This window comes from Gammaproteobacteria bacterium, from assembly GCA_015709695.1.
GTDB lineage: Bacteria > Pseudomonadota > Gammaproteobacteria > Steroidobacterales.
The window spans coordinates 1,602,423-1,625,490 of sequence record CP054183.1 but is presented as its reverse complement, the minus strand read 5'-3'; the positions used below and the strand labels follow the sequence as shown (position 1 = coordinate 1,625,490).

Here is a 23,068-nt window from a genome sequence, read left to right as displayed (position 1 = left end):
GTCTCCCGGCCACTATGCCAGCTGCCACCGATCGACGGAAGTTCGTGCAGGGACTCGGCTCCGCCGGTGTCGCACTGAACCTGCGCTACGCGGTGGCGGCGACGCCCGGCGCGAACGCCGGCGCCTACCGCCGCTGGGAAGACCTGATGCGCAACAAGTGGACCTGGGACCGCGTCAGCCGCGGCACCCACGGCACCAACTGCGCCGGCACCTGCGCCTTCAACGTCTACGTGAAGAACGGCATCGTCTGGCGCGAGGAACAGCAGGGCATGTACGCGCCCTCGGGCAGCGACGTGCCGGACTACGGGCCGCGCGGCTGCAACAAGGGGCTGCGCCATGCGAAGTACATGTACGGCCCGCAGCGCGTGCTCTACCCGATGAAGCGCGCGGGCGAACGCGGCTCCGGCAAGTGGCAGCGCATCAGCTGGGAGCAGGCGACCACGGAGATCGCCGACCGCTTCCTCGACCTCGCCACCAGCCGCGGCCCGCAGTGCATCACCTACGGCAGCGGCACGCAGATGTCGATCAAGATGGCGTCGTTCGCCGCGCTGGCCCGCTTCGCCAACATCACCGGCGTCACCGTGCCGGAGTTCTATTCCGGGGTCGGTGACCTGCCCACCGGCGTCTACATGACGCTGGGCGCGGTCTACACCGGTGACACGCTGGCGGCGATCTTCAAGGCGCGCTGCGTGCTGGTGTGGATGGCCAACCCCGCGGTGACCCGCATCCCGGATGCGCACTTCTTCTGGGAGGCCCGCTACAACGGCACCGAGGTCATCGCCATCTCGCCGGAGTTCACGCCCACCGCCATGCACTCCAGCCTGTGGGCCAACCCGAAGCCGGGCACCGACCTGGCGCTGGCCATGGCCTTCGTCAGCGTCATCCTCGAGGAGAAGCTCTACAAGGCCGACTACATCCGCGAGCAGACCGACCTGCCGTTCCTGGTGCGGCTCGACACCCGCGAGTTCCTCCGCGGCGAGGACCGCTCGCTGGTCGGCAAGCTGGCGGTGCGCGAGAACGTCTACTACCTGTGGGACGAGGCCGCCGGCCGCGTGGTGCAGGCGCCCGGCACCGGGCTCGCCGACCCGCCCGTGGGCCGCGACCGCCGCCGCTTCGAGACGCTGGATCTCGGCGCCATCCGCCCGGCACTGGAAGGCCGCTGGAAGGTCGACACCCTGGACGGCGAGGTCGAGTGCACCACGGTCTTCGAGCTGCTGAAGCTGAAGGCCGCCGCGCACACGCCGGAAAAGGTCGCGGCCATCACCGGCATGAGCCCGAAGCTGATCCGGCGCATCGCCCGCCGCTTCGCCGGCGCGCAGCCGGCGATGATCTATACCGGCTACTCCGCCTGCAAGTGGCTGCATGGCGACATGCTGCAGCGGGCGATGCTGCTGATGCTGTCACTCACCGGCAACATCGGCCCCGAGGGCAGCGGCATCCAGTTCGGCAACGCGCCCAAGGGCCGTGGCCTGTCGGCCTTCGCCTTCGCCGACATCGGCCCGGCACTGCGCATGATCTCCAGCACCACCTGGGACTACGACCACGCGAAGCTCAAGGAGCAGAACCGCGAGATCTACGGCAAGGAGCTCGCCGACCTCTACGACGAGCGCTACCAGTACAGCATCCGCGAGGACTGGTTCCCGAGCTACAGCGAGCAGGGCTGGAAGATGGCGTTCTTCGCCGGCGAGAACGCCGCCAACTGGCGTGCCTCCGGCAACCAGTGGCGGCGCGAGGCCTTCGACAAGCTGGAAACCATCGTCGTGCTCACGCCCGACATGAGCGTCACGGCCCACAACGCCGACTACGTGCTGCCGATCGCGCATCATTACGAGCGCCAGGACCTGATGCTCCAGGCGCGCATGCCCTACCTGCAGGTGCTCGACGAGGCGGTGCCGCCGCTCGGCGAGGCGGTCAACGACTGGGAGGCCAACCGCCGCCTGATCGCCGCCATCGCGCGCCGCGCGCGGGAGCGGCGCACGCCGGCGGTGCGCGACGAGGTCGACGGCCGCTCGGTGCGCCGCGACTACGCCCGCGCACTCGATTACTACACCATGGGCGGGCGCATCCGCAGCGTCAAGGATGTCGCCCAGTACCTCATCAACACCACCCAGGGACTGCCGAAGATGTCCTTCGACGAGCTGGCCGCGCGCGGCATCGTCCGCGTCGATGATTCCGCGGGCGTCATGTGGGATCAGGCCGGCTCGCCCTACCACGAGGACATCACCCGCAGCGTGCGCCACAAGCAGCCCTACGAGACCTTCACCGGGCGCCAGCAGTTCTACATCGACCACGAGTGGTTCATCGAATTCGACGAGCAGCTGCCCGGGCACCGCGATCCGCTGCGCCTGCAGGGCTATCCGCTGCAGATGACCATGGGCCATGCGCGCCACGGCATCCACAGCATGTGGCGCGACGACAAGCTGCTGGTGAGCCTGCAGCGCGGCGAGCCCGACATCTACGTCAATCCAGACGATGCGCGCTCGCGCGGCGTCGCCGACGGCGACATGATCCGGGTGTTCAATCCGGCCGGGGAGTTCTTCGCCATGGCGCACCTCAGCGCGGGCATCCAGCCCGGCATGCTGTTCATGTACCACGGCTGGGACCCGCTGATGTTCCGCGGCGGGCAGAATTTCAGCGCGGTGATCCCCACCGGCGGTCTCATCAAGCCGACCAGCATGGCCGGCGACTACGGCCATCTCGGCTACCGGCCGCTGGCCTACGCCCCCAACCAGACCTACCGCGACTTCACCTGCAACTTCGAGAAGGCGGCCCCGGCCGCGGCGGGGCGGGCGTGAGCGCGGCGGGCGGGACGGCGCCGGCGGCGCCCGCGTTGCGCAGCGTGGCCGCCGGCCGCGAGCCGCTGCTGACGGCGCCGCGGCGCTGCCAGTGCTACGCGGCGTTCTCCGAACTCACCGCCTCGCCCCACGACGTGGATGCCCAGGCGGCGGTGCGCGCGCGGATCGGCGCGGGCCGCGAGTTGCTGCCCGCGTCGCTGCTGGCGCTGCTCGAGGAGTTCGCCGCCGGCGACATCGACGACCTCAAGGCCGGCTACAGTGGCCTGTTCGAGGTGGGCAGCCAGGGGCCGCCGGCACCGATCCGCGAGGACCTGTTCACCGGCCAGAAGGCCGGCACGCGCGAGGACCTGGTGCGGTTCTTCGATTTCTTCGGCTACCGCCTCGACGAGCGCTTCGCCTGGGCGCCGGACCATCTCTCGGTGGAACTCGAGTTCATGCACTTCCTCTGCTACCACGAGTTCGCCGACGAGCCCGAGCGGCTGTCCTGGCAGCTGGCGCAGGCGGACTTCACCGCGCGCCACCTGGCGAACTGGCTGCCGGGCCTCGCCGCCGCGGTCGCCCGGCTGGCGCCCGGTGCCTATTACAGCCGCGTGCTCGAGGCGCTGAGTGGCTACGTCGCCGATGATCTCGCCTGGCAGTCCTCGACCATCATCGGCCCGGCGGAGGGCACGCAGCATGGGTAACCAGGTCGCCATGGTCATCGACCTCAACAAGTGCATCGGCTGCCAGGCCTGCACCGCCGCCTGCAAGAGCCTGTGGACCGACGAGCCGGGGCAGGAGTACATGCTCTGGAACAACGTCGAGACCAAGCCCGGCCCGGGCTATCCGCGCGGCTGGGAGGAGCACGGCGGCGGCTGGCAGGGCGGCAGGCTCAAGCCCGGCACGCTGCTGCCGCAGGAGGCGTTCGGCGATGTCATCCCGCTCAACCACGAGCAGGTGTACTTCAAGGGCGAGGCGAGCCGGCTGGTGCAGGAGCGCCCGATGGGCAAGGGCGCCAACTGGGACGAGGACACGAGCCAGGGCAGCTATCCGAACAACTATCATTTCTACCTGCCGCGGCTGTGCAACCACTGCACGAAGCCCGCCTGCCTGGAGGCCTGCCCGGTGCGCGCCATCTACAAGCGCGAGAAGGATGGCATCGTGCTGATCGACCAGGACAAGTGCCAGGGTTTCCGCGAGTGCAACCGTGCCTGTCCCTACAACAAGATCTATTTCAACTTCGTCACCGGCCGTTCGCAGAAGTGCATCTTCTGCTTCCCGCGGGTGGAGCAGGGCGTGGCGCCCGCCTGCGCGCGCCAGTGCCCGGGCCGCCTGCGCTTCGTCGGCTTCGTCGACGACGTGGATGGCCCGATCTGGAAGCTGGTCAACGTGTGGAAGGTCGCCCTGCCGCTGCACCCGGAGTTCGGCACCGAGCCCAACGTCTATTACGTGCCGCCGCTGCTGCCGCCGCCGTTCGATGCCGAGGGCGACGTGCAGGAGGAGGAGCCGCGCATCCCCATGGATTACCTGCGCTATCTCTTCGGCCCGCGGGTCGACGAGTCGCTGGCGACGCTGCACTTCGAGATGGAGAAGAAGCAGGCCGGCCAGGCCTCGGAGCTGATGGACCTGCTCATCGCCAGGGAGTGGAAGTCGCTGTTCAACATTCCCGACGTCAAGGTGTTCTGAGCGCCTCCCGGCCCGCTTTTAGGTAGTTGTCCGTATAGGCCGGCCCGGCGGTGCTCCCGATACTCATCCGGTGTCTGAGGCCAAGCGGAGGATGCCGTGCTCCTGCCGGAGCGTGGCCCGTCGGTGACCGGATCATGGGCACGCAATTCATTCCCAGCGACTATACCGTGCTGGTCGTCGACAGCGACCCGCGAGACAGCGCCAGCCTGACGGCGCTGCTCGAGCGTGCCGGTTACAACACCCGCACCTACCAGTCCGGCGAGGCGCTGCTGCAGGAGATCCCGGCCTGCGGCGCGAACTGCTGCGTCATCTCCGAGGTGGAGCTGCCCGGCATGACCGGGCTGGAACTGATCTCGCGGCTGCGGCAGGACAACGTGTTCGCCCCGGCGATGATCCTCACGCGGCTCGGCGACGTGCCGACCGCGGTGCGCGCCATGCGCGCCGATGTCGCCGACTACCTGACCAAGCCCTACATCGAGCGCGACCTGATCGAGCGGCTGCGCTCGGCGCTGCTGCGCGAACGGGCGCGCCTGCACTGACGGGCGGCGCGCGGCGGCGGCCGGCCCTTGCCGGCGGGCGGTCCGGAGGCTAAAAGGACGGGTTCCTGCCCGCGCCACGGAGCCCGCCATCCATGCTGCCAGACGGGTCCCAGCCCGCCGACTGGGTGAGCGTGTTCTGCTCGCCCATGCGCCGGCCCTGCGAGGAGCAGGCGCTGGTCCTCAAGGCCATGGACATCGCCCACTTCGTCACCGAGCAGCCGGATGGCTGCCACCTCATGGTGCCGGTGGCGCTGGCAGTCCAGGCCCGCAGCCAGCTCGGCCTGTACCGCCGCGAGAACCCGCAGCGCCCGGCGGCACCATGGCCGGCAATCCCGCCCACCCGCGGGCTGCCGCTGGTGACGGCCTGGATCGTGGTGCTGAGCCTGGCCTATGCCGTGCAGGTCAGCAGCCTGTTCGGCCTGGACTGGCTCGGCGCGGGCGAATTGGTGGCCTGGCGGGTGCGCGAGGGCGAGTGGTGGCGCACGGTCACGGCGCTCACCCTGCACGGCGACATCGATCACGTCATCGGCAACATCGTCTTCGGCGCCTTCTTCGCCTACCTCGCCGGCCAGTACCTGGGCTCGGGGGTGGCGGCGCTGGGCAGCATCGCCCTGGCCAGCCTCGGCAATGCGGCCAACGCCTTCCTGCAGCTCGCCCAGCATCGCAGCATCGGCGCCTCCACCGCGGTGTTCGCCGCCCTGGGGCTGGTGGCGGCCGTGGTCCTCGGCCGCTCGCGCCAGCAGCCGCCGGGCTGGGCGCGGCGCTGGTCGCCGGCCGTCGGGGCGGTGGCGCTGCTCGCCTACACCGGCACCGGCGACGAGCACACCGATGTCTTCGCCCATCTCGCCGGCTTCCTCGCCGGGGCGCTGGGTGGCGCCGTGCTGCACGGGCTGGGCGGGGTGCGTCCCGGGCAGCTGCCGCTGCAGGCGGGCACCGGATTGGCGGCGGCGGCGCTGCTGGCGCTGGCCTGGTGGCGTGCGTTCCTGTGACGCAGGGCGTGGCAGCCGGCGCGGCGCCGGGTTATGTATGGCGCCGGGCCGCAGAGGAGATCGTGACTTGGGCACGATGGCTTGGATCGTCATGGGCGTGGCAATTGGCGTGCTGACGCCCTTTCTCGTGGTGCAGTACCAGCGGCGGCGCGATCTGGTGCGCGCCGGTCCGGTAGCGCCGGCGGCGCGCCGCGACCTGTCGCGGCCGGGCAATCCCTTCGCTGCGGTCTCGGTGCGCCCCTGCGCGGATCATCCCTGCAAGGCGGTGCTGGCCATGGCCGGCACGCGCTATCTCGCGGTGCGGGCGCCGACCCTGCCGGTGGCCGGCTGCGACCATCGCAGCTGCGGCTGCCGCTTCGTGCGCCATGCCGACCGGCGCACGTCCGGCGACCGTCGCGATCTGTTCGCGCGCTTCGGCGGACTGCTGCCCAACGCCAATCGCGAGCGCCGCCACCGGGAAGACCGCCGGAAGTAATGCGGTGCCGGTGTTACGGTTTCGGTTGTACACAACCGAAACCGTAACACCGGCACCGTATTACCGGCACCGTATTACATGGCGTCGATGCGGGCGAGGTCTTCCGGGGTGGGTTCCCAGGAGGCGGCGCGGATGTTGGCGTGGATCTGCTCGGGTCGCGTCGCGCCGGCGATGACGCTGGAGACGAAGGGCTGGGCGGCCAGCCAGCCGATGGCGATGTCCAGCAGCGAGCGGCCGATGCGGCTGCCGTACTCCTCGAGCCTTGCTACCCTGGCCCAGCGCTCGTCCGAGACGAAGGCGCCACCGCCGCGCCAGCGGGCGAAGCGCGTGTCCGCGGGTGGCGTCTCGCCCTGCCGGTACTTGCCCGTCAGCAGGCCGCTTTCCAGCGGGAAGTAGGGCAGGATGCCGACCTGCTGCGCCTGGGCGATGGGCACCAGCTCGCGTTCGATGTCCCGGTGCAGGAGGCTGTAGCGGTTCTGCGCGCTGACGAAGCTGTGGGTGCGGCCGCTGCGCGCGGCGATGGCGGCTGCCTTGAGTTGCCCGGCGTCGTAGTTGGAGCAGCCGATGTGGCGCACCTTGCCCTGGGTGACGAGGTCGTCGAGGGCGCGCAGCGTGTCCTCGATCGGCGTGCCGGCATCCGGGAAGTGGTGCTGGTAGAGGTCGATGTAGTCGGTGCCGAGGCGCCGGAGGCTGTCTTCGACCGCGCGGGCGATGTAGGCCGGGGAGCCGCCGCCGCGGACGCCGGGCTCGCGGCTGCCGCGCTGGCCGCCGAACTTGGTGGCGACGATCACCTCGCGGCGGCGCGTGCCCAGGGCACGGCCCAGCAGCACCTCGGCCTCGCCCTGCGGACCGCCGTACATGTCGGCGACGTCGAAGAAGTTGATGCCGGAATCGAGCGCCGCATCGACGATGGCCTGGGCCGCCGCCTGATCGCAGACCATGCCGAAGTTCATGCAGCCGAGGCCGACGGCCGACACCCGAAGCCCGGAATGTCCCAGCGCCTTCAGTTGCATGGCGTCACCGCCTGCACCGCACGAGCTGCCCGCACCCGCACCAGCAGCGCCGCGGCCAGCAACACCAGGTTGAGCAGCCCCATGAGGCTGAACGGCGCGGTGCGCCCGATGGCGTCGAACACCTGGCCGCCGACGAAGGTGGCGAAGAGGATGCCGACGCCGCCCACCGCGTTGTAGAAGCCGATCACCGGCCCGCGGTTCTCCAGCGGCGCCTCCTGGCCGAGCAGCGCGCCGGCGGCGACGATGACGCTCATCTCGCCGATGCCGAGCAGCACCGCGAAGGGAATGAAGCCGGCATCGAAGGGCTGCGTCATCTGGCCCATGAGCAGGTAGCCGGTCCCGGCGAGCGCCAGCGCCAGGCACAGCCCGTCGAGGCGCCGCAGGCGGTCGACCAGCCAGCCCATGACCGGTGCCCAGAGCATGGCGGCCAGCTGCAGGATGCCGAACAGCTTGCCGGCCGTGGCCAGCGCCTCCGCCGAACTCATGCCGGCATCGCGGCCTGCCTGTACCAGCCACAGCGAGAAGAACACGCCGACGATGGTGAAGTCGCCGCGACCGATGAAGGCGGCGCCGTAGGCGATGCCGAGGCGCGGATTGCGGCGCGCCAGGCCGAGCGCCTGGCCCACCAGCCGCCAGGCGCCGCGGCCGCGGCCGCGGATGTGCCCGGGGGCGAGGCGCGGCAGGCCGGCGAACACCACGGCGGCCGCCAGCAATGCCAGCGCCGCCGCCATCCAGAACGCATAGCGGATGGCGTCCACCGGCGCCACGCCCCGGCTCTCGAACCACGCCGGCATCTTCGCCAGCAGGAACGACATGATCACCACGCCCAGGCCCTGCAGCAGGGTGTTGGAGGCGATCCAGCGCCCCCGCGACACTTCCTGGATGGCATCGACGACGCAGGCGCTGAGCATCAGCGGCGCCATGGCGATGCCCAGCGCGAAGACGCAGCGGAACAGCACCAGCTCGGCGACGGTGTCGGCGAGGGGATAGATGGCGAAGCCCGCCGCCATGGCGAGGAAGCCGAGGTAATAGACGCGGCGGCGGCCGCTGCGATCCGACCACACGCCGAAGAAGCTGGCGCTGCAGATGACGATGATCTCCTGCAGGGCGCCCAGCGAGCCGGTGAGCCGGCCCTGGATGGCGTCGGGGAGGTGCAGCACCTCGGTGAGCAGGTAGGGCTGCACGAAGCTGATGAAGGCGGCCAGGCCGATGGTGAGGAAGGACGCGGCCCATACGGTGGCGGCGTTGAGCCGCGTCCAGCCTGGCGTGATCCAGAAGGGCCCGATGCGCGCGCCGGCAGCGTCGGGCGTGAGCCTCACTCGCGCTGTCCTCCCGGGATGGGCACGGCCTGCCTCACCAGAAGTGGGTCCAGCGCGCGTTCTCCTGGAAGTAGCGGAAGGCGTCGCGCTTGTCCTTCGGCAGTTCCTTCAGGTACAGGCTGTGGTCATAGCGCTCGCGGTACTGGTCGAGTACCGGACGGTAGAGCTGCATGTGCAGGTCGGGAATGCGGTGGCGCGTGCGGAACTCGGCGATGGGAATCACCGCCATCTTCTTGGTCTCGAAGGCGCCGGCCTTCGCCAGCTCGATGCCCCGCGGGCCGTAGATGGCCGAGCGGCCGGGCCCGCCGAAGGCCTCCTCCTCGAAGAAGCCGCGGTTGCGCCCGTGGGTGCTCACCGAGTTGTTGCAGATCATGGTGTAGACGCTGTTGTGGTAGGAGGTCAGGCGCATGTCGTCGCTCTCGAAGCCCCCGGTGGCCACGCGGCAGATGATCTCCGCGCCCTTCATGGCCATGCAGCGGAACAGCTCGGGCTCGAACTGCACGGCCGACATGGCGATGTTGCCGATGTCGGTGCGCTCCACCGGGATGACGGCGTCGAGGCCGTACATCTCCACGAAGCGCTCGTAGACGTCGTAGATCACCGAGGTGTACTGCTCGGAGCCGGGGAACATGCCGCGCACGTTGCGCTGCTTCCAGTGCTTGATGACCCGCCCGTCGGGGGTGACCATGACCATGAGGTGCAGGATGTGGCCCGGCCAGTCCTTCTCGTCGCGGGCGTAGGTGCCGAAGACGATGTAGCAGTTGTACTGCTTCGCCTTCTTCACCACCTCGTCGACCTCCGGCCCCGGCACCTCGATGGCGATGCGGTAGTGCTGCTCGCGGGTCCAGTCGGAGAAGCCGGTGATGGGGAACTCGTGGAACAGCAGCAGGTCGCTGCGCCCGCCGTAGCCCTGGGCGATGTCGATGGTCTCGAGGAAGTAGTCGAGGTTGCTGCGCAGGCCAGGGCCCGGGTTGGTGCCATCGATGCCATGCACCCGCGTCTGCACCACCGTGGCGAAGGTCACCGGCTTGCGCAGGTTGGTGACGGGGTAGGTGCCATCGGCACGGACCATGGGCTCGGTCGGGGTCGTCATTATTCTTGTCTCCTCCGTGTGGGCTTTGACATTATCATATCCACATGACATGGGGACGTCTGCCACCGGCACTGCGGCCGGATGACGCAGGCCGGGCGGAGTACTTTGCATGGTGGCCAGAAAGGGCGAGCTGATCGACCACGCGATCAAGAGCCCGCGTTACATCCAGGTTTATTCCACCGTGCGTGACTGGATCTACCAGGGCAGCTACAAGCCCGGCAGCCGGCTGCCGACCGAGGAGGAGCTGTGCCGGCTGTTCAAGGTCTCGCGCATCACCACGCGCAAGGCCGTCGACATGCTGGTCGACGAGGGCCTGGTGCTGCGCCAGCCGGGTCGCGGCACCTTCGTGGTCGAGGACCTCGCCGACGCGCCGGTGATCGGCGAGATGGACCAGCTGCTGCGCAAGGTCGAGCGGCTCGGCAAGACCAGCCGCGTCGCCCAGGCGGAGGTCACCGAGATCGAGGCCGACCCGGAGACCGCGCATGACCTGCAGCTGCTGCCGGGTGCCCGCGTGCAGCGCGCCTCCCATGTGCGCCTGAGCGACCGCAACCCGGTCGGCTATGTCATCACCTACGTGCCGTCCACGCTCAAGGTCCGATTCGACCTGCGCGAGCTCAACGAGAGCCCGATGCTCAACCTGCTGGAGCGCAAGGGCGTGGACATCGCCGCGGCGGACCAGGTCATCAGTGCCACGCTGGCCGATGCCCGCCTGGCCTCGCTGCTCAACACCACCGTGGGCGCGCCGCTGGTGCACATCCGGCTGGTGGTGTTCGACAGCCAGCGCCGTCCCGTCGAGCGCCTGGTTGCCTGGTATCGTGGCGACCACTACCACCACCACGTGCACCTGACCCGCAAGGCGCGCTGAGTGCTCGGCTTCAGCCGCTACCAGTGGACAGTGCTGTTCGCCGCCTGGCTGGGCTGGGGCTTCGACGTCTTCGACGGCCTGCTGTTCAACTACGTGGCGCCGAACTGCGTGCCGACGCTGCTCGGCCTGCCGCTGGGCTCGCCGGCGGCCAAGCAGGCGACGCTGTACTGGACGGGGCTGCTCACCTCGGTGCTGCTGCTGGGCTGGGCCACCGGCGGCGTGCTCTTCGGCCTGGTCTGCGACCGCATCGGCCGCAGCCGCACGCTGCTGCTGACCATGCTGCTCTATGCGGTCGGCACCGCGGCCTGCGCCTTCGCGCCCAACATCTGGTGGCTGCTGGTGTTCCGCGTCGTCGCCTCGCTGGGCATCGGCGGGGAATGGGCGGCGGGCGCCTCGATGGTCGCCGAGACCGTGCCCGAGTCGAAGCGGGTGGAGGCCGGCGCGCTGCTCTATACCGCCGCGCCGATGGGACTGTTCCTCGCCACCTTCGTCAACCTGCAGGTGGCCGGCAACTGGTTTGCCGACAGCCCCGAGCAGTCCTGGCGCTACGTGTTCCTCTTCGGCCTGCTGCCGGCCGCAGCGGCGTTCGCCGTGCGTCTCTTCGTCAGGGAGCCGGAGCGCTGGAAGAACCTCGCCGACCGCCGCGCGCACATCGGCGAGCTGTTCGGCCCGGAGTTGCGCCGCGCGACGCTGTCGGGATTCCTCATGGCGCTGGTGGCGCTGCTGACCTGGTGGAGCTGCAACGCCTTCATCCCGGTGGTCGCCGGTGGCCTGGCGCGCGCGGCCGCCGAGAGCCGCGGGCTCGGCAACAGCGAGACGCTGGCGCTGGTCGAGCACTGGAAGACGCTCGCCACCAGCTGGTTCAACCTCGGCGGCCTCATCGGCACCCTGCTCACCATCCCCGCGGCGAAGCTCCTCGGCCGCAAGGCGATGTTCCGCCTCTACTGGGTCGCCTCCGCGGCCGCGATCTTCGCCACCTTCGGCCTGGACCTGCCGCCGGAGACGCGCCTGTACCTGTACTTCGCCATCGGGCTCACGGTGTTCGGCGTATTCGGCAGCTTCACCTACTACCTGCCGGAGCTGTTCCCCACGCGCCTGCGCGGCACCGGTGCCGGCTTCTGCTACAACATCGGCCGGGTGGTGGCGGCAGTCGGTCCCTTCATGGTCGGCGCCATCGCCGCGCGCGGCACCAGCGCCGCGGTGGACGTGCTGTTCTACGTGGGATTCATCCCGCTGCTCGGGCTGGCCTTCATGCCCTGGGTCATCGAGACGCGGGGACGGGCGCTGGCCTGAGGCATGGCCGTCGTGTCCGGTTCAGATACCGGTCAGCAGCAGGTCCAGTGCAGCGATGACGGCATCGCGTTCCCCCGGGAGATCGCCCACGGCCGGGCCCAGCGCTTTCCGTGGAATGCCCGCCAGCTGCGGGACGACTGCCCGGTAGCGCTGCTTGTCGACGACCACCAGCGGTGTCAGCCTGCCGATGGCTGCCGCCTTGCGTGAATCCGCCGGCGCAAGCGGGACAACGACCCGCGTGGCGAGATCGTCGAGCAGCTCACTCTGCACGTCGAGCAGCAGCGGAAAGCGGCGGCGCGTGGCCGGATCCGGATTCCGGTAGACGGCAAATTGCGCCATCAGAAGCCGCGCAGCCCGTCACTGAACACACCGTCGCGCTCGACTTCGTCGTTGTAGGCGGAAATCGCCTCGCGGTTCTCCGCAAGCCATTGCTGACGTTGACGCTGGCGCAGGCTGTCGGCCAACGCCTTCTCCAGCGTTGCCGAGAGGTTGATGTCGAGCGCACGGGCCTTGGCCAGCAGGTCGCTGTTGATGGTGAGATTGGCAGGCTGCTTGCGCGCAGCCGTATCGAAGAGACCACTCATGAGCGTTCCTGATACGCGTAGCGATACGCACAGGCTATGCGCATCGATGTATCCGGGTCAATGTGACCGGACGCCACGGTGCTGCATTGGACATAACCTCGGGCCAGGCAACCGGCCGCGGCCGGGCGATCCGGGCGCGCCGGCGCCTCAGGCGGCCTCGATCAGCAGCACCTGGAAGTCGCCCGCCCCCTCGCGCAGCTTCTTCGCCTCGGCGTACTCGGGCGAGTTCCAGAAGGCCAGTGCTGCCGCCTTGCTCGGCCATTCCGACACCAGCGCGCTGGGGTTGTCGCACCAGCCGCCCTCGAGGAAGCGGCCGCCGCTGCCGCGGATGACGTAGCGCCCGCCGAACTTCTCCACCAGCGGCGGCACGGCGCGGGCGTAGCCGTCGAGGAAGCGCTGGCGGTCGCCGAGATGGGCGATGATGATCATGTAGCAGCGTGGCGGGCTCATGGTGCGTCCTCCATGTGACGGCCGATGCGCAGCGCCAGCCACAGGGCAGGGGCCATGGCGGCGGCGCCGATGAGGAAGGGGGCGTTCATGCCGATCTGCCCGAACAGCGTACCGGCGCTGGCCTGACCCATGAAGCGCGCCAGTGCGCTGGAGGACTGGTACACGCCGAGCACCAGGCCGCGTTCGGCGGCCTCGGCGCGCTTGGAGATCAGCGTCTGCATGCTGCTCTGGAAGAAGGCGGTACCGAGCCCCTGGGCGGTGAGCGCCACCATGCACTGGAGCATGTTGCCGGAGAGCGACAGGCCGATCCAGGCGGTGGCGAACATCAGCACCGCCGCCTTCACCAGGCCGAGTTCGCCGAAGCGATTGCTCAACCGGCCCATGCCGAGGAACTGCACGGCACTGATGAGGGCGCCGTTGTAGCCGAGGGTGATGCCGATCTCGCGGGCGTTGAGGTCGAGGCGGTAATACGCCCACAGCGGGAAGATCGACTCGCGCACCGCCATGAAGGTGACGACGATCAGCGCCAGGACGAGCATCATGCTGATCACCGGGCGGGCCGTCACGCGACGCAGGTCCCGCAGCAGGCCACGGCGCTCGCGCTGCGCCGCCGCGCGGGAGGCGGCGTGGTGGGTTTCGGGCAGGTAGAACCAGATCGCCACGGCGGCGACCAGCGAGAACGCCGCCGCGGCCACCGCCGGACGCATCAGGTTGGCTTCCTCGATGCTGCTGCCGCCCGCCAGCAGGCCGCCGATCGCCGGACCCACGGCGAAGCCGAGGCCGAAGGCCGCGGAGATCTTGCCCATGGCGCCGGCGCGCTCGGCCGGGCTGGTGATGTCGGTGATGTAGGCGTAGGCGGTGGAGAGGTTGGCGGCGGTGACGCCGCTGATGATGCGCGCCAGCGCCAGCATCCACAGCGAATCGGCAAAGCCCATCATCAGGTACGATCCGGCATGGCCGAGCATGCTCACCAGCAGCACCGGGCGGCGGCCGTAGCGGTCGCTGATGGCGCCCCACAGCGGCATGGCGAGCGACTGGCAGAGCGCGTGCAGCGCGATGATCAGCGTGATCAGCTCCGGGCCGGCGCCGAGCCGCTCGACGTAGAATGGCACCAGCGGGATGACGATGCCGAAGCCGACCAGATCGATGAAGACGACCGCGAACAGCGTGGGGAAGGCGAAGCGCGGTGCGGCGGTCATAGGCTGCGGAAATTTATCATATTGTTATAATGATATGCAGACCCGGTCCCGAGGTTTTCCAGCCCGATGACGGCCCCGCGACAACCCGCAGTCCCCTCGGCGGCGACCCTGAACCGCCGCGACTTCGTCGTGGTGACGGGTGCCTCGGCGGCGGGGCTGTGGCTCGGGCTGCGCCCGGCGCCGGCCGGCGCGGCTGCCGACCCGGCCTGGACCGAGCCGCGCCTGGCCGCCTACCTCGAGATCCGCGGCGACGGCAGCGTGATCATCGTCGATCCCGAACTCGAGGTCGGGCAGGGCGTGCACACCTCGCTGCCGCTGATCCTCGCCGACGAGCTCGGCGCGGACTGGGAGCGGGTGGAAGTGCGCCAGTCCTGGGCGGACGAGCGCTTCATCAACCCCATGAAGGGCATCCAGGCCACCGGCCGCAGCATGAGCGTGCGTGGCCACTACCAGTCCTTGCGCGAGCTCGGCGCCACGGCCCGCAGCCTGCTGTGCCAGGCGGCGGCAACCGCCTGGGGCGTCCCGGCGGCCGAATGCGCCACGCAGGACGGCATGGTGCTGCACCGGCCGAGCGGCCGGCGCCAGCCATTTTCCGCGCTGGCCGCGGCGGCGGCCGCCTTGCCGGTACCCGGGAAAGTCGAGCTGCGGCCGGATGCCGAGTTGCGCCACCTGGGACGGGACCAGCCGCGCAAGGACCTGCCCGCCAAGGTCACCGGCAGCGCAGAATTCGGCGTCGACGTGCGCCAGGGCGACCTGCTGGTGGCGAGCGTCATGGCGAGCCCGGTCTTCGGCAGTCCCCTGGTCGCGGTGGACGAGGCACCGGCCCGCGCCATGCCGGGCGTCGAGGCGGTGGTGCGCCTGCCCGACGCGGTGGCGGTGGTGGCCAGGGATTTCTGGCGGGCGGACACCGCCTTGCGCGCCTTGCGGCCGGAGTTCGCCCGCGGCCCGAACGATGCCGTGGATTCGGCCAACCTGCAGGCGGCCCTGCGCCGCGCCCTGGACGAGCCCGGCGTGTCGAGCGCGCAGCATGGCGAGGCACCGGCCCCCGGCCCGCGCCACCTGCAGCTCGAGTACGAGGTGCCCTACCTCGCGCACGCGACGCTGGAGCCGATGACCTGCACGGCGCTGGTCAGCGAGGGCCGCTGCCAGCTCTGGGCGCCGTCGCAGGGCCCGATCCGCCTGCGCGACGAGGTGGCGGCCGCGCTCGGCCTGCCGGCGATGGCCGTGAGCGTGCAGCGTACCTTCGCCGGCGGCGCCTTCGGCCGGCGCTGGCCGGTGGACTACGGCATCCAGGCGGCGCTCATCGCCCGCGCGGTGCCCGGCCGGCCGGTGAAGCTGATCTGGTCGCGCAGCGAGGACATGCAGCACGACTTCTACCGCCCGGCCTTCGCCGCGCGCATCGGCGCCGATCTCGATGAGGGCGGCCGGCTCACCGGCATGGCGGTGAAGCTGGCGGGCGCGTCCATCATGGAGTGGGGCCGGCCGGGGCGGCTCAAGGGCAAGCCGGACCCGCTCGCGGTGAGCACCTTCGACGACACGCCCTATGCCATCGATGCCTACCGCGTGCACTGGGTGTCCGTGCCGACCCACGTGCCGATCGGCACCTGGCGCTCGGTGGGCCAGTCCCACAACGGCTTCTTCATGGAATGCGCGCTGGACGAACTCGCTCATGCCGCCGGCCGCGATCCGCTCGACTTCCGCCTCGGCCTGCTCGAGGCCCACCCGCGCCACCAGGCGGTGCTGCGCGCGGTGGCGAAGCGCGCCGGCTGGGGCCGCCGGCTGCCGAAGGGCGAGGGCCTCGGCCTGGCGCTGGTGGACGACCAGGGCTCCAGCGTGGCGCAGGTGGCGCACGTGCGGGTCCGGGACGGCAGGCTCGAGGTGCTGGAGGTTTTCTGCGCCATCGACTGCGGGCGTGCGCTGCAGCCCGAGGTGGTGCGCATGCAGATGGAGGGCGGCATCATCTTCGGGCTCTCCGCCGCGCTCTACGGCGAGATCCACATCGAGGCCGGCCGTGCGGTCGAGAGCAACTTCCATGACTACCGCATGGTCACGCTGGCCAACACGCCGCGCATTGCCGTCGACATCGTCGAGGGCGGCCTGCCGCTCGGTGGCGTCGGCGAGCCCGGCGTGCCCCCGGTGGCGCCCGCGGTCGTCAACGCGCTGTTCGCCGCCACCGGCCAGCGCATCCGCAGCCTGCCGCTGGCACGCCATGGCCTGGTCGCCTGAGCGCATCCGGCGCCGGTGGCCGCTGCTGCTAGCCCTGCCGCTGCTGCTGGCCGGCTGCGCTGCGGGCACGCCGCGTGCCGGCAGCCTGCTGCAGGACTGCGCGCAGTGCCCGGCGCTGGTGGTGATCCCGCCAGGCGAGTTCCTCATGGGCGCGCCGGGCGGCGAGGAAGGCCGGCCCGAGGGTCCGGTGCACAAGGTGCACATCGGCAAGCCCTTCGCCCTCGGCCAGGTCGAGGTGACGCAGGCGCAGTTCGCCGCCTTCGTCGGCGCCAGCGGCCACGTCATGGCCGGCGGCTGCCAGGTCTGGCAGGGCGAGTGGCGCACGCCACCGGATGCGGACTGGACCAATCCCGGCTATGGGCGCGCGCCGTTCGACGACGAGCCCGTGGCCTGCGTCTCCTGGAACGATGCGCAGGCCTACGTGCAGTGGCTGTCGCAACGCACCGGCAGGCATTACCGGCTGCCCAGCGAGGCGGAGTGGGAGTACGCGGCCCGCGCCGGCAGCAGCGCCGCCTACTACTGGGTGGACCAGGGTGCCGATGCCGACAGCGGCGCCTGCGCCTACGCCAACGTCTACGACGCCAGCGGCGCGCGCGCCAACGGCTTCAGCTGGGCGCCCTTCGGCTGCGATGACGGCCATGCCCAGGCCGCGCCGGTGGGCAGCTACCTGCCCAATGCCTTCGGGCTCCACGACATGATCGGCAACGTCTGGGAGTGGACCGCCGACTGCTACCAGGCGCCCTATCCGGCCACACCGGTGGACGGCAGCGCGGTGCAGGCCGCGCAGGGGAGCTGCGAGCGCCGCGCCGTGCGCGGCGGCAGCTGGATCACCCGGCCCAGCCGCCAGCGTGTCAGCTTCCGCGGCCGCGACCCGGTCGATGCCCGTTACTCCTTCTTCGGTTTTCGTGTGGCAGCCGACCCATGAACGCAGCCGACGGCACAGAACCCCGGCCCATCCGCAGCGGCGCCGAGTACATCGAGTCGCTGCGCGGGCGCCGGCTGCGGGTCTTCCTGCAGGGCGCCTTCATCGACGAGCCGGTGGACCACCCGGTGATCCGCCCGTCGATCAACGCGGTGGCGGCCACCTACGACCTGGCTCTGGACGACCCGGAACTGGCCTCGGCGCTCTCGCCCTACACCGGGGCGCGGGTCAACCGTTTCCTGCACATCGCCACTTCGCCCGGCGACCTGGTGATGCAGAACCGGATGCAGCGGCGTCTCGGCCAGCTCACCGGCACCTGCTTCCAGCGCTGCGTGGGCATGGACGCCTTCAACGCGCTGCACTCGGTCACCCACGAGATCGACGCGCGGCATGCCACCGCCTACCACCGGCGGCTGCTCGACTTCCTGGCGCTGGTGCAGCGACAGAATCTCGTGGTCGGCGGCGCCATGACCGATGCCAAGGGGGACCGCGGCAAGGCGCCCCACGAGCAGGCCGATCCGGACCTGTTCGTGCACGTGGTGCGCCGTGATGCCAGCGGCGTGTGGATCCGCGGCGCCAAGGCCCACCAGACCGGCTGCGTGAATTCCCACTGGCTGCTGGTGATGCCGACCATGCGGCTCGGGGCCGCGGACCGCGACTACGCCATCGTCGGCGCCATCCCGGTGGATGCGCCGGGCATCACCTACCTCTATGGCCGGCAGAGCTGCGACAGCCGCGCCATGGACGGCGACATCGACGCCGGCAACCCGCGCTTCGCCGGCCAGGAAGCGATGATCGTCTTCGACGACGTGTTCATCCCGCAGGAGCGGGTGTTCATGGATGGCGAGCACGAGTTCGCCTCGCTGCTCGTCGACCGCTTCACCGGCTATCACCGTCGCAGCTACGTCTGCAAGACCGGCGTCGGCGACGTGCTGATCGGCGCCGCCGCCACCGTCGCCGACTACAACGGTGTCGAGCGGGCCAGCCACATCCGCGACAAGCTGGTGGAGATGACCCACCTCAACGAGACCATATACGGCACCGGCATCGCCGCCAGCCACCAGGCCACGCCCATGGCCTCGGGCGTGTACCAGGCCGACGACATGCTCGCCAACGTCTGCAAGCACCACGTGACGAAGCTGCCCTACGAGATCGGCCGGCTGGCGCAGGACCTCGCCGGCGGGCTGGTGGTCACCATGCCGGCGGCCGCCGACCTGGAACACCCGGAGATCGGCGCGCTGCTCCGCAAGTACCTGCAGGGCCGCGAGGGTGTCGCCACCGAGGACCGCATGCGCATCCTGCGCCTGATCGAGAACATGACCATGGGGCGCAACGCCGTGGGGTACCTTACCGAATCGCTGCACGGCGCGGGCTCGCCGCAGGCCCAGCGCATCCAGATCGGGCGCGCCATGCAGCTCGAGTTCAAGAAGCGGCTCGCCATGGCCCTGGCCGGCATCGAGCCCGGTCCTGAAGCGAAGCCCGGAACGGACGACACGCCCGGGTCCGGCAACCACAACTAGGAGCGACAGCCGTCGCGGGAACGCCATGCCAGTCACACAGCCCCTCGCCATTTCCCCCGCCATCCAGGTGCGCAATCCGCGCACCGGCAAGGACGACTACGAGTTCACGCCGCCCACCGACGGCGAGCTCGCCGCGCGCTGCCAGGCGCTGCGCCAGGAACAGGTGGCCTGGCGCGAGGCGGGACTGGCCGCGCGCAGCGCGGTGCTGCGCCGCTTCGCCGATGCGCTCGAGGCGCAGCGCGAGCCGCTGCTGCAGGCGCTGAGCGTGGATACCGGACGCGTGGCGGTGGCTGCCGGCGAGATCGCCTCGGCGGCGCGCAACATCCGCCGCTGGTGCGAGCGCGCGCCGGCCATCGTCGCCACGACGGAATTCGACTCGAAGATCATGCCGACGCTGCGCATCGCCCACCAGCTGGTGCCTTACCCGCTGGTCGGCGTGATCAGCCCGTGGAACTTCCCGATGGCGTTGTCGCTGATCGATTCCGTGCCGGCGCTGCTGGCCGGCGCCGCGGTGCTGGTGAAGCCGAGCGAGGTGACGCCGCGCTTCGCCCCGCCGCTGCGCGCCATCATCCGCTCGGTGCCGGAGCTCGCCCGGGTGTTCGACATCATCGCCGGCGGGCGCGATACCGGCGCGGCGCTGGTCGCCAATGTCGACGTGGTCTGCTTCACCGGCAGCGTGGCCACCGGCCGCAAGGTGGCGGTGGCCGCCGCCAGCCACTTCATCCCCGCGTTCCTCGAGCTCGGCGGCAAGGATCCGGTGGTGGTGCTGGAGTCCGCCAACCTCGAGCAGGCGAGCGACGGCATCCTGCGTTCTTCCTGCCTCGCCAGCGGCCAGGCCTGCCTGGCGGTGGAGCGCATCTATGCGCAGGAGTCGGTGCACGACCGCCTGGTCGCGCTGCTGGTGGAGAAGTCGCGGCGCATCCGCCTCAACTACCCGGACATCAACGAAGGCCAGGTCGGCCCGATGATCTTCGACCGGCAGGCCGACATCATCGACGCCCAGCTCGACGATGCCGTGGCGAAGGGCGCCGTCATCCACTGCGGCGGCAAGAGCCTGAACCTCGGTGGTGGCCGCTACGTGCCGGCCACGGTGGTGACCGGAGTGGACCACGGCATGACCCTCATGACCGAGGAAACCTTCGGCCCGGTGACACCGGTGATGAAGTTCCGTACCGTGGACGAGGCCGTGGCGCTCGCCAACGACAGCATCTACGGGCTCTCCGGCGCGGTGTTCGCCGGCACGCTGGAGGAGGCGCGCGCCGTGGCCGAGCGCATCAACGCCGGCGGCATGAGCCTCAACGATGCCGGCCTGACCCGCGAGACCTACGAGGCCGAGAAGAACTCCTTCGGCTACTCCGGCATCGGCGGCTCGCGCCACGGTGATGCCGGGCTGCTGCGCTTCTTCCGCAAGAAGGCGCTGCTGGCGCAGCGGGGCGTGCCGGCGCGGATCTGATCGCCGCCAGCGTCGCCCGGGCTCCAGCGGCCCCATCTGCGCATCCGGTCACAGCGATGATCGGCCCGCCACCCGTATAGTGCGCGACGGGGTGGCGGCGGCGCCTGCGTGCCGGCCGCAGCGGACAGTGCGGGACGCGTGAGGATTCCCATGACAGCAGCAGCCAACCTGCGGGCCGAAAGCGGCCCGGCAGCGAGCGGCACCGGCTTGCCGGACATCGACGCCGCGCAGATCGTCAAGGGCCTTGCCCGCGAGCTCAATGCGGACAAGATCGAGCTGCCGGGGTTTCCCGACATCGTCGCCCGCATCCATCGCGCCCTCGCCGATCCGGACGTCGCGGCCAGCGACATCGTCAAGCTCGCGGCGAGCGAGCCGGCGCTGGCAGCCCGGCTCCTGCAGCTGGCGAATTCCGCGGCCTTCAACAAATCGGGCCGCGAGGTGGCGGACCTCAGGGGAGCGATCACCAGCCTCGGCTTCAACACGGTGCGCAGCCAGGCGACCGCCTTCGCCATGAAGCAGCTGGACCGGCAGGAGTGGCTGCAACCCATCCGCCCGGTGCTGGCCGACATCTGGAAGAACAGCAACGGTGTCGCCGCGCTCTGCTTCGCCGTGGCCAGGCAGGTGAGGGGCGTGAAGGCCGACGAGGCCATGTCCGCGGGCCTGTTCCACCTGATCGGCAAGCTCTACCTGTTCGCGCGCGCTCGCCGGGAGAGCATCGATCCCCAGGCCATCGCCGGCTGGGAGAGGGCGCTCAACGAATGGCATGTCGCCATTGCCCGCGCGATTCTCGACCACTGGAAGATCCCCGCGCGGGTGGCCGAGGCGGTGGAAGCGCAGAACGCCATCTTCGACGCCGACAACGAGGAACTCGAGCCGCTGGTGCGCATCCTCTGCGGGGCCAAGCTGCACCTGCGCCTGCGCAAGCCGGGTGCTCCGGCGGAGCCGGAGGCCGAGCAGGCGCTCGCGCGCATCCGCATCGACGGCCGCGGCTTCGAGGAGCTGGTCAGGGCGGCGCAGGCCGATGCGCAGCTCGTCCAGGCCGCGCTCGCCTGAGGCGCCTGTCACGCTCCCGCCGCGCGCGCCGGGGGTGGACCCGGCAGCCGATCCCGGTTACAGTGCGCCCCGCCGTTCGGGCACGTGCGCGGTCAGCGCCGCCCCGGCTCGCAGTCCGTCGACCTGTTGCTGACGCACTCCGGTAACTTTTTTCCTCGCTTGTGACCGCACCGGACCGCGCTTGCGCGGCCCGGAATGAGCGGGTTTTTTCCAGGAATCATTCAATGTCATTCTCCGATCTCGGGCTTGCGCCCGAACTGCTGCGTGCCGTGGCCGACAAGGGCTACGACACGCCCACGCCGATCCAGGCCCGTGCCATTCCCGCCGTGCTCGGCGGCCACGATGTGCTGGCCGGCGCCCAGACCGGCACCGGCAAGACCGCCGGCTTCATCCTGCCCATCCTGCAGCGGCTGAAGGAGGCACCGGCGGACGCGCAGCGGCGCGCGCCGCGCGCCCTGGTGCTGACTCCCACGCGCGAGCTCGCCGCCCAGGTCGGTGACAGCGCGCGCGACTACGGCAAGTACCTGCGCCTGCACACCGTGGTGGTGTTCGGCGGCGTCGGCATCAATCCGCAGATCGACGCGCTGCGCCGGGGCTGCGACATCCTCGTGGCGACGCCGGGCCGGCTGCTGGACCTCGCGGGGCAGCAGGCGCTGGACCTGCGCGCCGTGGAGGTGTTCGTGCTCGACGAGGCCGACCGCATGCTCGACATGGGCTTCATTCACGACATCAAGCGCGTGCTCAGGCTGCTGCCGCAGCGGCGCCAGAACCTGATGTTCTCGGCAACCTACTCCGACGACATCCGCAGCCTGGCGGCGCGCTTCCTCCACGAGCCGGTGGGCATCGAGGTCGCGGCGCGCAACGCCACGGCGGATCGCGTCGAGCAGTGCGCCTACCGCGTGCCCAAGGACCACAAGCGCCACCTGCTGGTGCACCTGGTGAAGACGCAGGGCTGGAACCAGGTGCTGGTGTTTACCCGCACCAAGCACGGGGCCAACCGACTGACCCAGCAGCTGGAGCGCGCCGGGATCGCGGCGGCCGCCATCCACGGCAACAAGAGCCAGGCGGCGCGCACCCGCGCGCTGGCTGACTTCAAGGCCGGGCGCATCCTCGCGCTGGTGGCCACCGAAGTCGCGGCCCGCGGGCTCGACATCAAGGAGCTGCCGATGGTGGTCAACTACGAGCTGCCGAACGTGCCCGAGGACTACGTGCACCGCATCGGCCGCACCGCCCGCGCCGGCATGGATGGCGGCGCGGTGTCGCTGGTGGCGCCTGACGAGTCGGTGCTGCTGCGGGACATCGAGCGGTTGCTGAAGCGCGCCATTCCGGTGCTGCCGCTGCCCGCTTTCGAGATGCCGGCGGATCCGCCGGCGGCCCCGCGTGGTCACGACGGGCACGCCGGCCATGGCGGCCAGGCACAGCCGGGGCGCGGGTCGCGGCCGGGTGGCGGCGGTGGCCAGCGCCACCCCGGTGCGCAGCAGCGTCGCAGCGGCGGGCGCCATCGCCAGGGCGGCGCGGGCCGCCACTCGCGCAGCCACTGAAGCAGCCTCCCGCCGGGCCGCCACCGGCCCGGCGCGAGTCGCCTATACTCCGGGCTTCGCGGTGCAGGAGCGAC

21 protein-coding genes are annotated in these 23,068 nt (G+C 70.5%); 14 read left to right on the top strand and 7 right to left on the bottom strand.

What is annotated here, in order from left to right; genetic code table 11:
• Positions 1–14 precede the first annotated feature (14 nt).
• The 6 genes from HRU81_07665 to HRU81_07640 all read left to right on the top strand — a co-directional run bounded on the left by HRU81_07665 (position 15) and on the right by HRU81_07640 (position 6,463).
• Positions 15–2,795, top strand: a complete 2,781-nt coding sequence (locus HRU81_07665) for a molybdopterin-dependent oxidoreductase (GenBank protein ID QOJ31977.1) — start codon at positions 15–17, stop codon at positions 2,793–2,795.
• On the top strand, positions 2,792–3,478 hold the full coding sequence (locus tag HRU81_07660; protein ID QOJ31976.1) for a molecular chaperone TorD family protein: 687 nt from the start codon (positions 2,792–2,794) through the stop codon (positions 3,476–3,478). The genes HRU81_07665 and HRU81_07660 overlap by 4 nt, the downstream gene beginning before the upstream one ends.
• 10 nt (positions 3,479–3,488) lie before the next feature.
• The gene (locus HRU81_07655; protein QOJ33339.1) at positions 3,489–4,460 is read left to right on the top strand and encodes a 4Fe-4S dicluster domain-containing protein; all 972 of its coding nucleotides are present in this window, start codon (positions 3,489–3,491) and stop codon (positions 4,458–4,460) included.
• A 134-nt stretch (positions 4,461–4,594) separates the two neighbouring features.
• The gene (locus tag HRU81_07650; protein QOJ31975.1) at positions 4,595–4,999 is read left to right on the top strand and encodes a response regulator; all 405 of its coding nucleotides are present in this window, start codon (positions 4,595–4,597) and stop codon (positions 4,997–4,999) included.
• A gap of 92 nt (positions 5,000–5,091) precedes the next feature.
• Complete coding sequence (locus HRU81_07645; GenBank protein QOJ31974.1) at positions 5,092–5,988, top strand: rhomboid family intramembrane serine protease; 897 nt, start codon at positions 5,092–5,094, stop codon at positions 5,986–5,988.
• 67 nt (positions 5,989–6,055) lie between these two features.
• Positions 6,056–6,463, top strand: coding sequence for a hypothetical protein (locus HRU81_07640; protein QOJ31973.1), 408 nt, complete (start codon positions 6,056–6,058; stop codon positions 6,461–6,463).
• Between the two features lie 74 nt (positions 6,464–6,537).
• Here HRU81_07640 and HRU81_07635 read toward each other — a convergent pair whose 3' ends face one another.
• Genes HRU81_07635 through HRU81_07625 form a run of 3 tightly spaced genes read right to left on the bottom strand, consistent with a single transcriptional unit; the run spans position 6,538 to position 9,888 of the window.
• Complete coding sequence (locus HRU81_07635) at positions 6,538–7,476, bottom strand: aldo/keto reductase (protein QOJ31972.1); 939 nt, start codon at positions 7,474–7,476, stop codon at positions 6,538–6,540.
• Positions 7,467–8,795 carry an MFS transporter gene (locus HRU81_07630; protein QOJ31971.1) on the bottom strand — a complete coding sequence of 443 codons (1,329 nt, stop codon included), beginning with the start codon at positions 8,793–8,795 and terminating at the stop codon, positions 7,467–7,469. The genes HRU81_07635 and HRU81_07630 overlap by 10 nt, the downstream gene beginning before the upstream one ends.
• A gap of 34 nt (positions 8,796–8,829) precedes the next feature.
• On the bottom strand, positions 8,830–9,888 hold the full coding sequence (locus HRU81_07625; protein ID QOJ31970.1) for a hypothetical protein: 1,059 nt from the start codon (positions 9,886–9,888) through the stop codon (positions 8,830–8,832).
• 109 nt (positions 9,889–9,997) lie between these two features.
• Between HRU81_07625 and HRU81_07620 the strand changes: the two genes are divergently transcribed.
• The gene (locus HRU81_07620; protein ID QOJ31969.1) at positions 9,998–10,753 is read left to right on the top strand and encodes a GntR family transcriptional regulator; all 756 of its coding nucleotides are present in this window, start codon (positions 9,998–10,000) and stop codon (positions 10,751–10,753) included.
• Positions 10,754–12,046: an MFS transporter gene (locus HRU81_07615; protein QOJ31968.1), complete on the top strand. Its 1,293-nt coding sequence runs from the start codon at positions 10,754–10,756 to the stop codon at positions 12,044–12,046.
• A gap of 21 nt (positions 12,047–12,067) precedes the next feature.
• Here the strand turns inward: HRU81_07615 and HRU81_07610 are convergent, their stop codons facing one another.
• The 4 genes from HRU81_07610 to HRU81_07595 form a co-directional block, all read right to left on the bottom strand.
• Complete coding sequence (locus HRU81_07610; GenBank protein ID QOJ31967.1) at positions 12,068–12,385, bottom strand: CcdB family protein; 318 nt, start codon at positions 12,383–12,385, stop codon at positions 12,068–12,070.
• Entirely contained in the window at positions 12,385–12,630 is a 246-nt protein-coding gene (locus tag HRU81_07605; GenBank protein QOJ31966.1) for a type II toxin-antitoxin system CcdA family antitoxin, read from the bottom strand. Before HRU81_07605 ends, HRU81_07610 begins: the two co-directional genes overlap by 1 nt.
• A gap of 147 nt (positions 12,631–12,777) precedes the next feature.
• Positions 12,778–13,080, bottom strand: coding sequence for a DUF1330 domain-containing protein (locus tag HRU81_07600; GenBank protein QOJ31965.1), 303 nt, complete (start codon positions 13,078–13,080; stop codon positions 12,778–12,780).
• The gene (locus HRU81_07595; protein QOJ31964.1) at positions 13,077–14,279 is read right to left on the bottom strand and encodes an MFS transporter; all 1,203 of its coding nucleotides are present in this window, start codon (positions 14,277–14,279) and stop codon (positions 13,077–13,079) included. The genes HRU81_07600 and HRU81_07595 overlap by 4 nt, the downstream gene beginning before the upstream one ends.
• Before the next feature lie 66 nt (positions 14,280–14,345).
• Between HRU81_07595 and HRU81_07590 the strand changes: the two genes are divergently transcribed.
• From HRU81_07590 to HRU81_07565, 6 genes are all read left to right on the top strand, one after another.
• Positions 14,346–16,505: a xanthine dehydrogenase family protein molybdopterin-binding subunit gene (locus HRU81_07590; protein ID QOJ31963.1), complete on the top strand. Its 2,160-nt coding sequence runs from the start codon at positions 14,346–14,348 to the stop codon at positions 16,503–16,505.
• Positions 16,489–17,430, top strand: a complete 942-nt coding sequence (locus tag HRU81_07585; protein ID QOJ31962.1) for a formylglycine-generating enzyme family protein — start codon at positions 16,489–16,491, stop codon at positions 17,428–17,430. Before HRU81_07590 ends, HRU81_07585 begins: the two co-directional genes overlap by 17 nt.
• Positions 17,427–18,947, top strand: a complete 1,521-nt coding sequence (locus HRU81_07580; protein QOJ31961.1) for a 4-hydroxybutyryl-CoA dehydratase — start codon at positions 17,427–17,429, stop codon at positions 18,945–18,947. Before HRU81_07585 ends, HRU81_07580 begins: the two co-directional genes overlap by 4 nt.
• 49 nt (positions 18,948–18,996) lie before the next feature.
• On the top strand, positions 18,997–20,400 hold the full coding sequence (locus tag HRU81_07575) for an aldehyde dehydrogenase family protein (protein ID QOJ33338.1): 1,404 nt from the start codon (positions 18,997–18,999) through the stop codon (positions 20,398–20,400).
• Between the two features lie 150 nt (positions 20,401–20,550).
• Positions 20,551–21,453 (top strand): HDOD domain-containing protein, encoded by a 903-nt coding sequence (locus tag HRU81_07570; GenBank protein ID QOJ31960.1) that lies wholly within the window; start codon positions 20,551–20,553, stop codon positions 21,451–21,453.
• Between the two features lie 224 nt (positions 21,454–21,677).
• Complete coding sequence (locus HRU81_07565; protein QOJ31959.1) at positions 21,678–22,994, top strand: DEAD/DEAH box helicase; 1,317 nt, start codon at positions 21,678–21,680, stop codon at positions 22,992–22,994.
• Positions 22,995–23,068: the final 74 nt, after the last annotated feature.

Bases quoted from the DNA above. Each gene is read 5' to 3' on its own strand.
- HRU81_07665 (QOJ31977.1), top strand. From the start codon at position 15: ATGCCAGCTGCCACCGATCGACGGAAGTTCGTGCAGGGACTCGGCTCC.
- HRU81_07655 (QOJ33339.1), top strand. From the start codon at position 3,489: ATGGTCATCGACCTCAACAAGTGCATCGGCTGCCAGGCCTGCACCGCC.
- HRU81_07650 (QOJ31975.1), top strand. From the start codon at position 4,595: ATGGGCACGCAATTCATTCCCAGCGACTATACCGTGCTGGTCGTCGAC.
- HRU81_07645 (QOJ31974.1), top strand. From the start codon at position 5,092: ATGCTGCCAGACGGGTCCCAGCCCGCCGACTGGGTGAGCGTGTTCTGC.
- HRU81_07635 (QOJ31972.1), bottom strand. From the start codon at position 7,476: ATGCAACTGAAGGCGCTGGGACATTCCGGGCTTCGGGTGTCGGCCGTC.
- HRU81_07625 (QOJ31970.1), bottom strand. From the start codon at position 9,888: ATGACGACCCCGACCGAGCCCATGGTCCGTGCCGATGGCACCTACCCC.
- HRU81_07620 (QOJ31969.1), top strand. From the start codon at position 9,998: ATGGTGGCCAGAAAGGGCGAGCTGATCGACCACGCGATCAAGAGCCCG.
- HRU81_07610 (QOJ31967.1), bottom strand. From the start codon at position 12,385: ATGGCGCAATTTGCCGTCTACCGGAATCCGGATCCGGCCACGCGCCGC.
- HRU81_07605 (QOJ31966.1), bottom strand. From the start codon at position 12,630: ATGAGTGGTCTCTTCGATACGGCTGCGCGCAAGCAGCCTGCCAATCTC.
- HRU81_07600 (QOJ31965.1), bottom strand. From the start codon at position 13,080: ATGAGCCCGCCACGCTGCTACATGATCATCATCGCCCATCTCGGCGAC.
- HRU81_07595 (QOJ31964.1), bottom strand. From the start codon at position 14,279: ATGACCGCCGCACCGCGCTTCGCCTTCCCCACGCTGTTCGCGGTCGTC.
- HRU81_07590 (QOJ31963.1), top strand. From the start codon at position 14,346: ATGACGGCCCCGCGACAACCCGCAGTCCCCTCGGCGGCGACCCTGAAC.
- HRU81_07585 (QOJ31962.1), top strand. From the start codon at position 16,489: ATGGCCTGGTCGCCTGAGCGCATCCGGCGCCGGTGGCCGCTGCTGCTA.
- HRU81_07580 (QOJ31961.1), top strand. From the start codon at position 17,427: ATGAACGCAGCCGACGGCACAGAACCCCGGCCCATCCGCAGCGGCGCC.
- HRU81_07570 (QOJ31960.1), top strand. From the start codon at position 20,551: ATGACAGCAGCAGCCAACCTGCGGGCCGAAAGCGGCCCGGCAGCGAGC.
- HRU81_07565 (QOJ31959.1), top strand. From the start codon at position 21,678: ATGTCATTCTCCGATCTCGGGCTTGCGCCCGAACTGCTGCGTGCCGTG.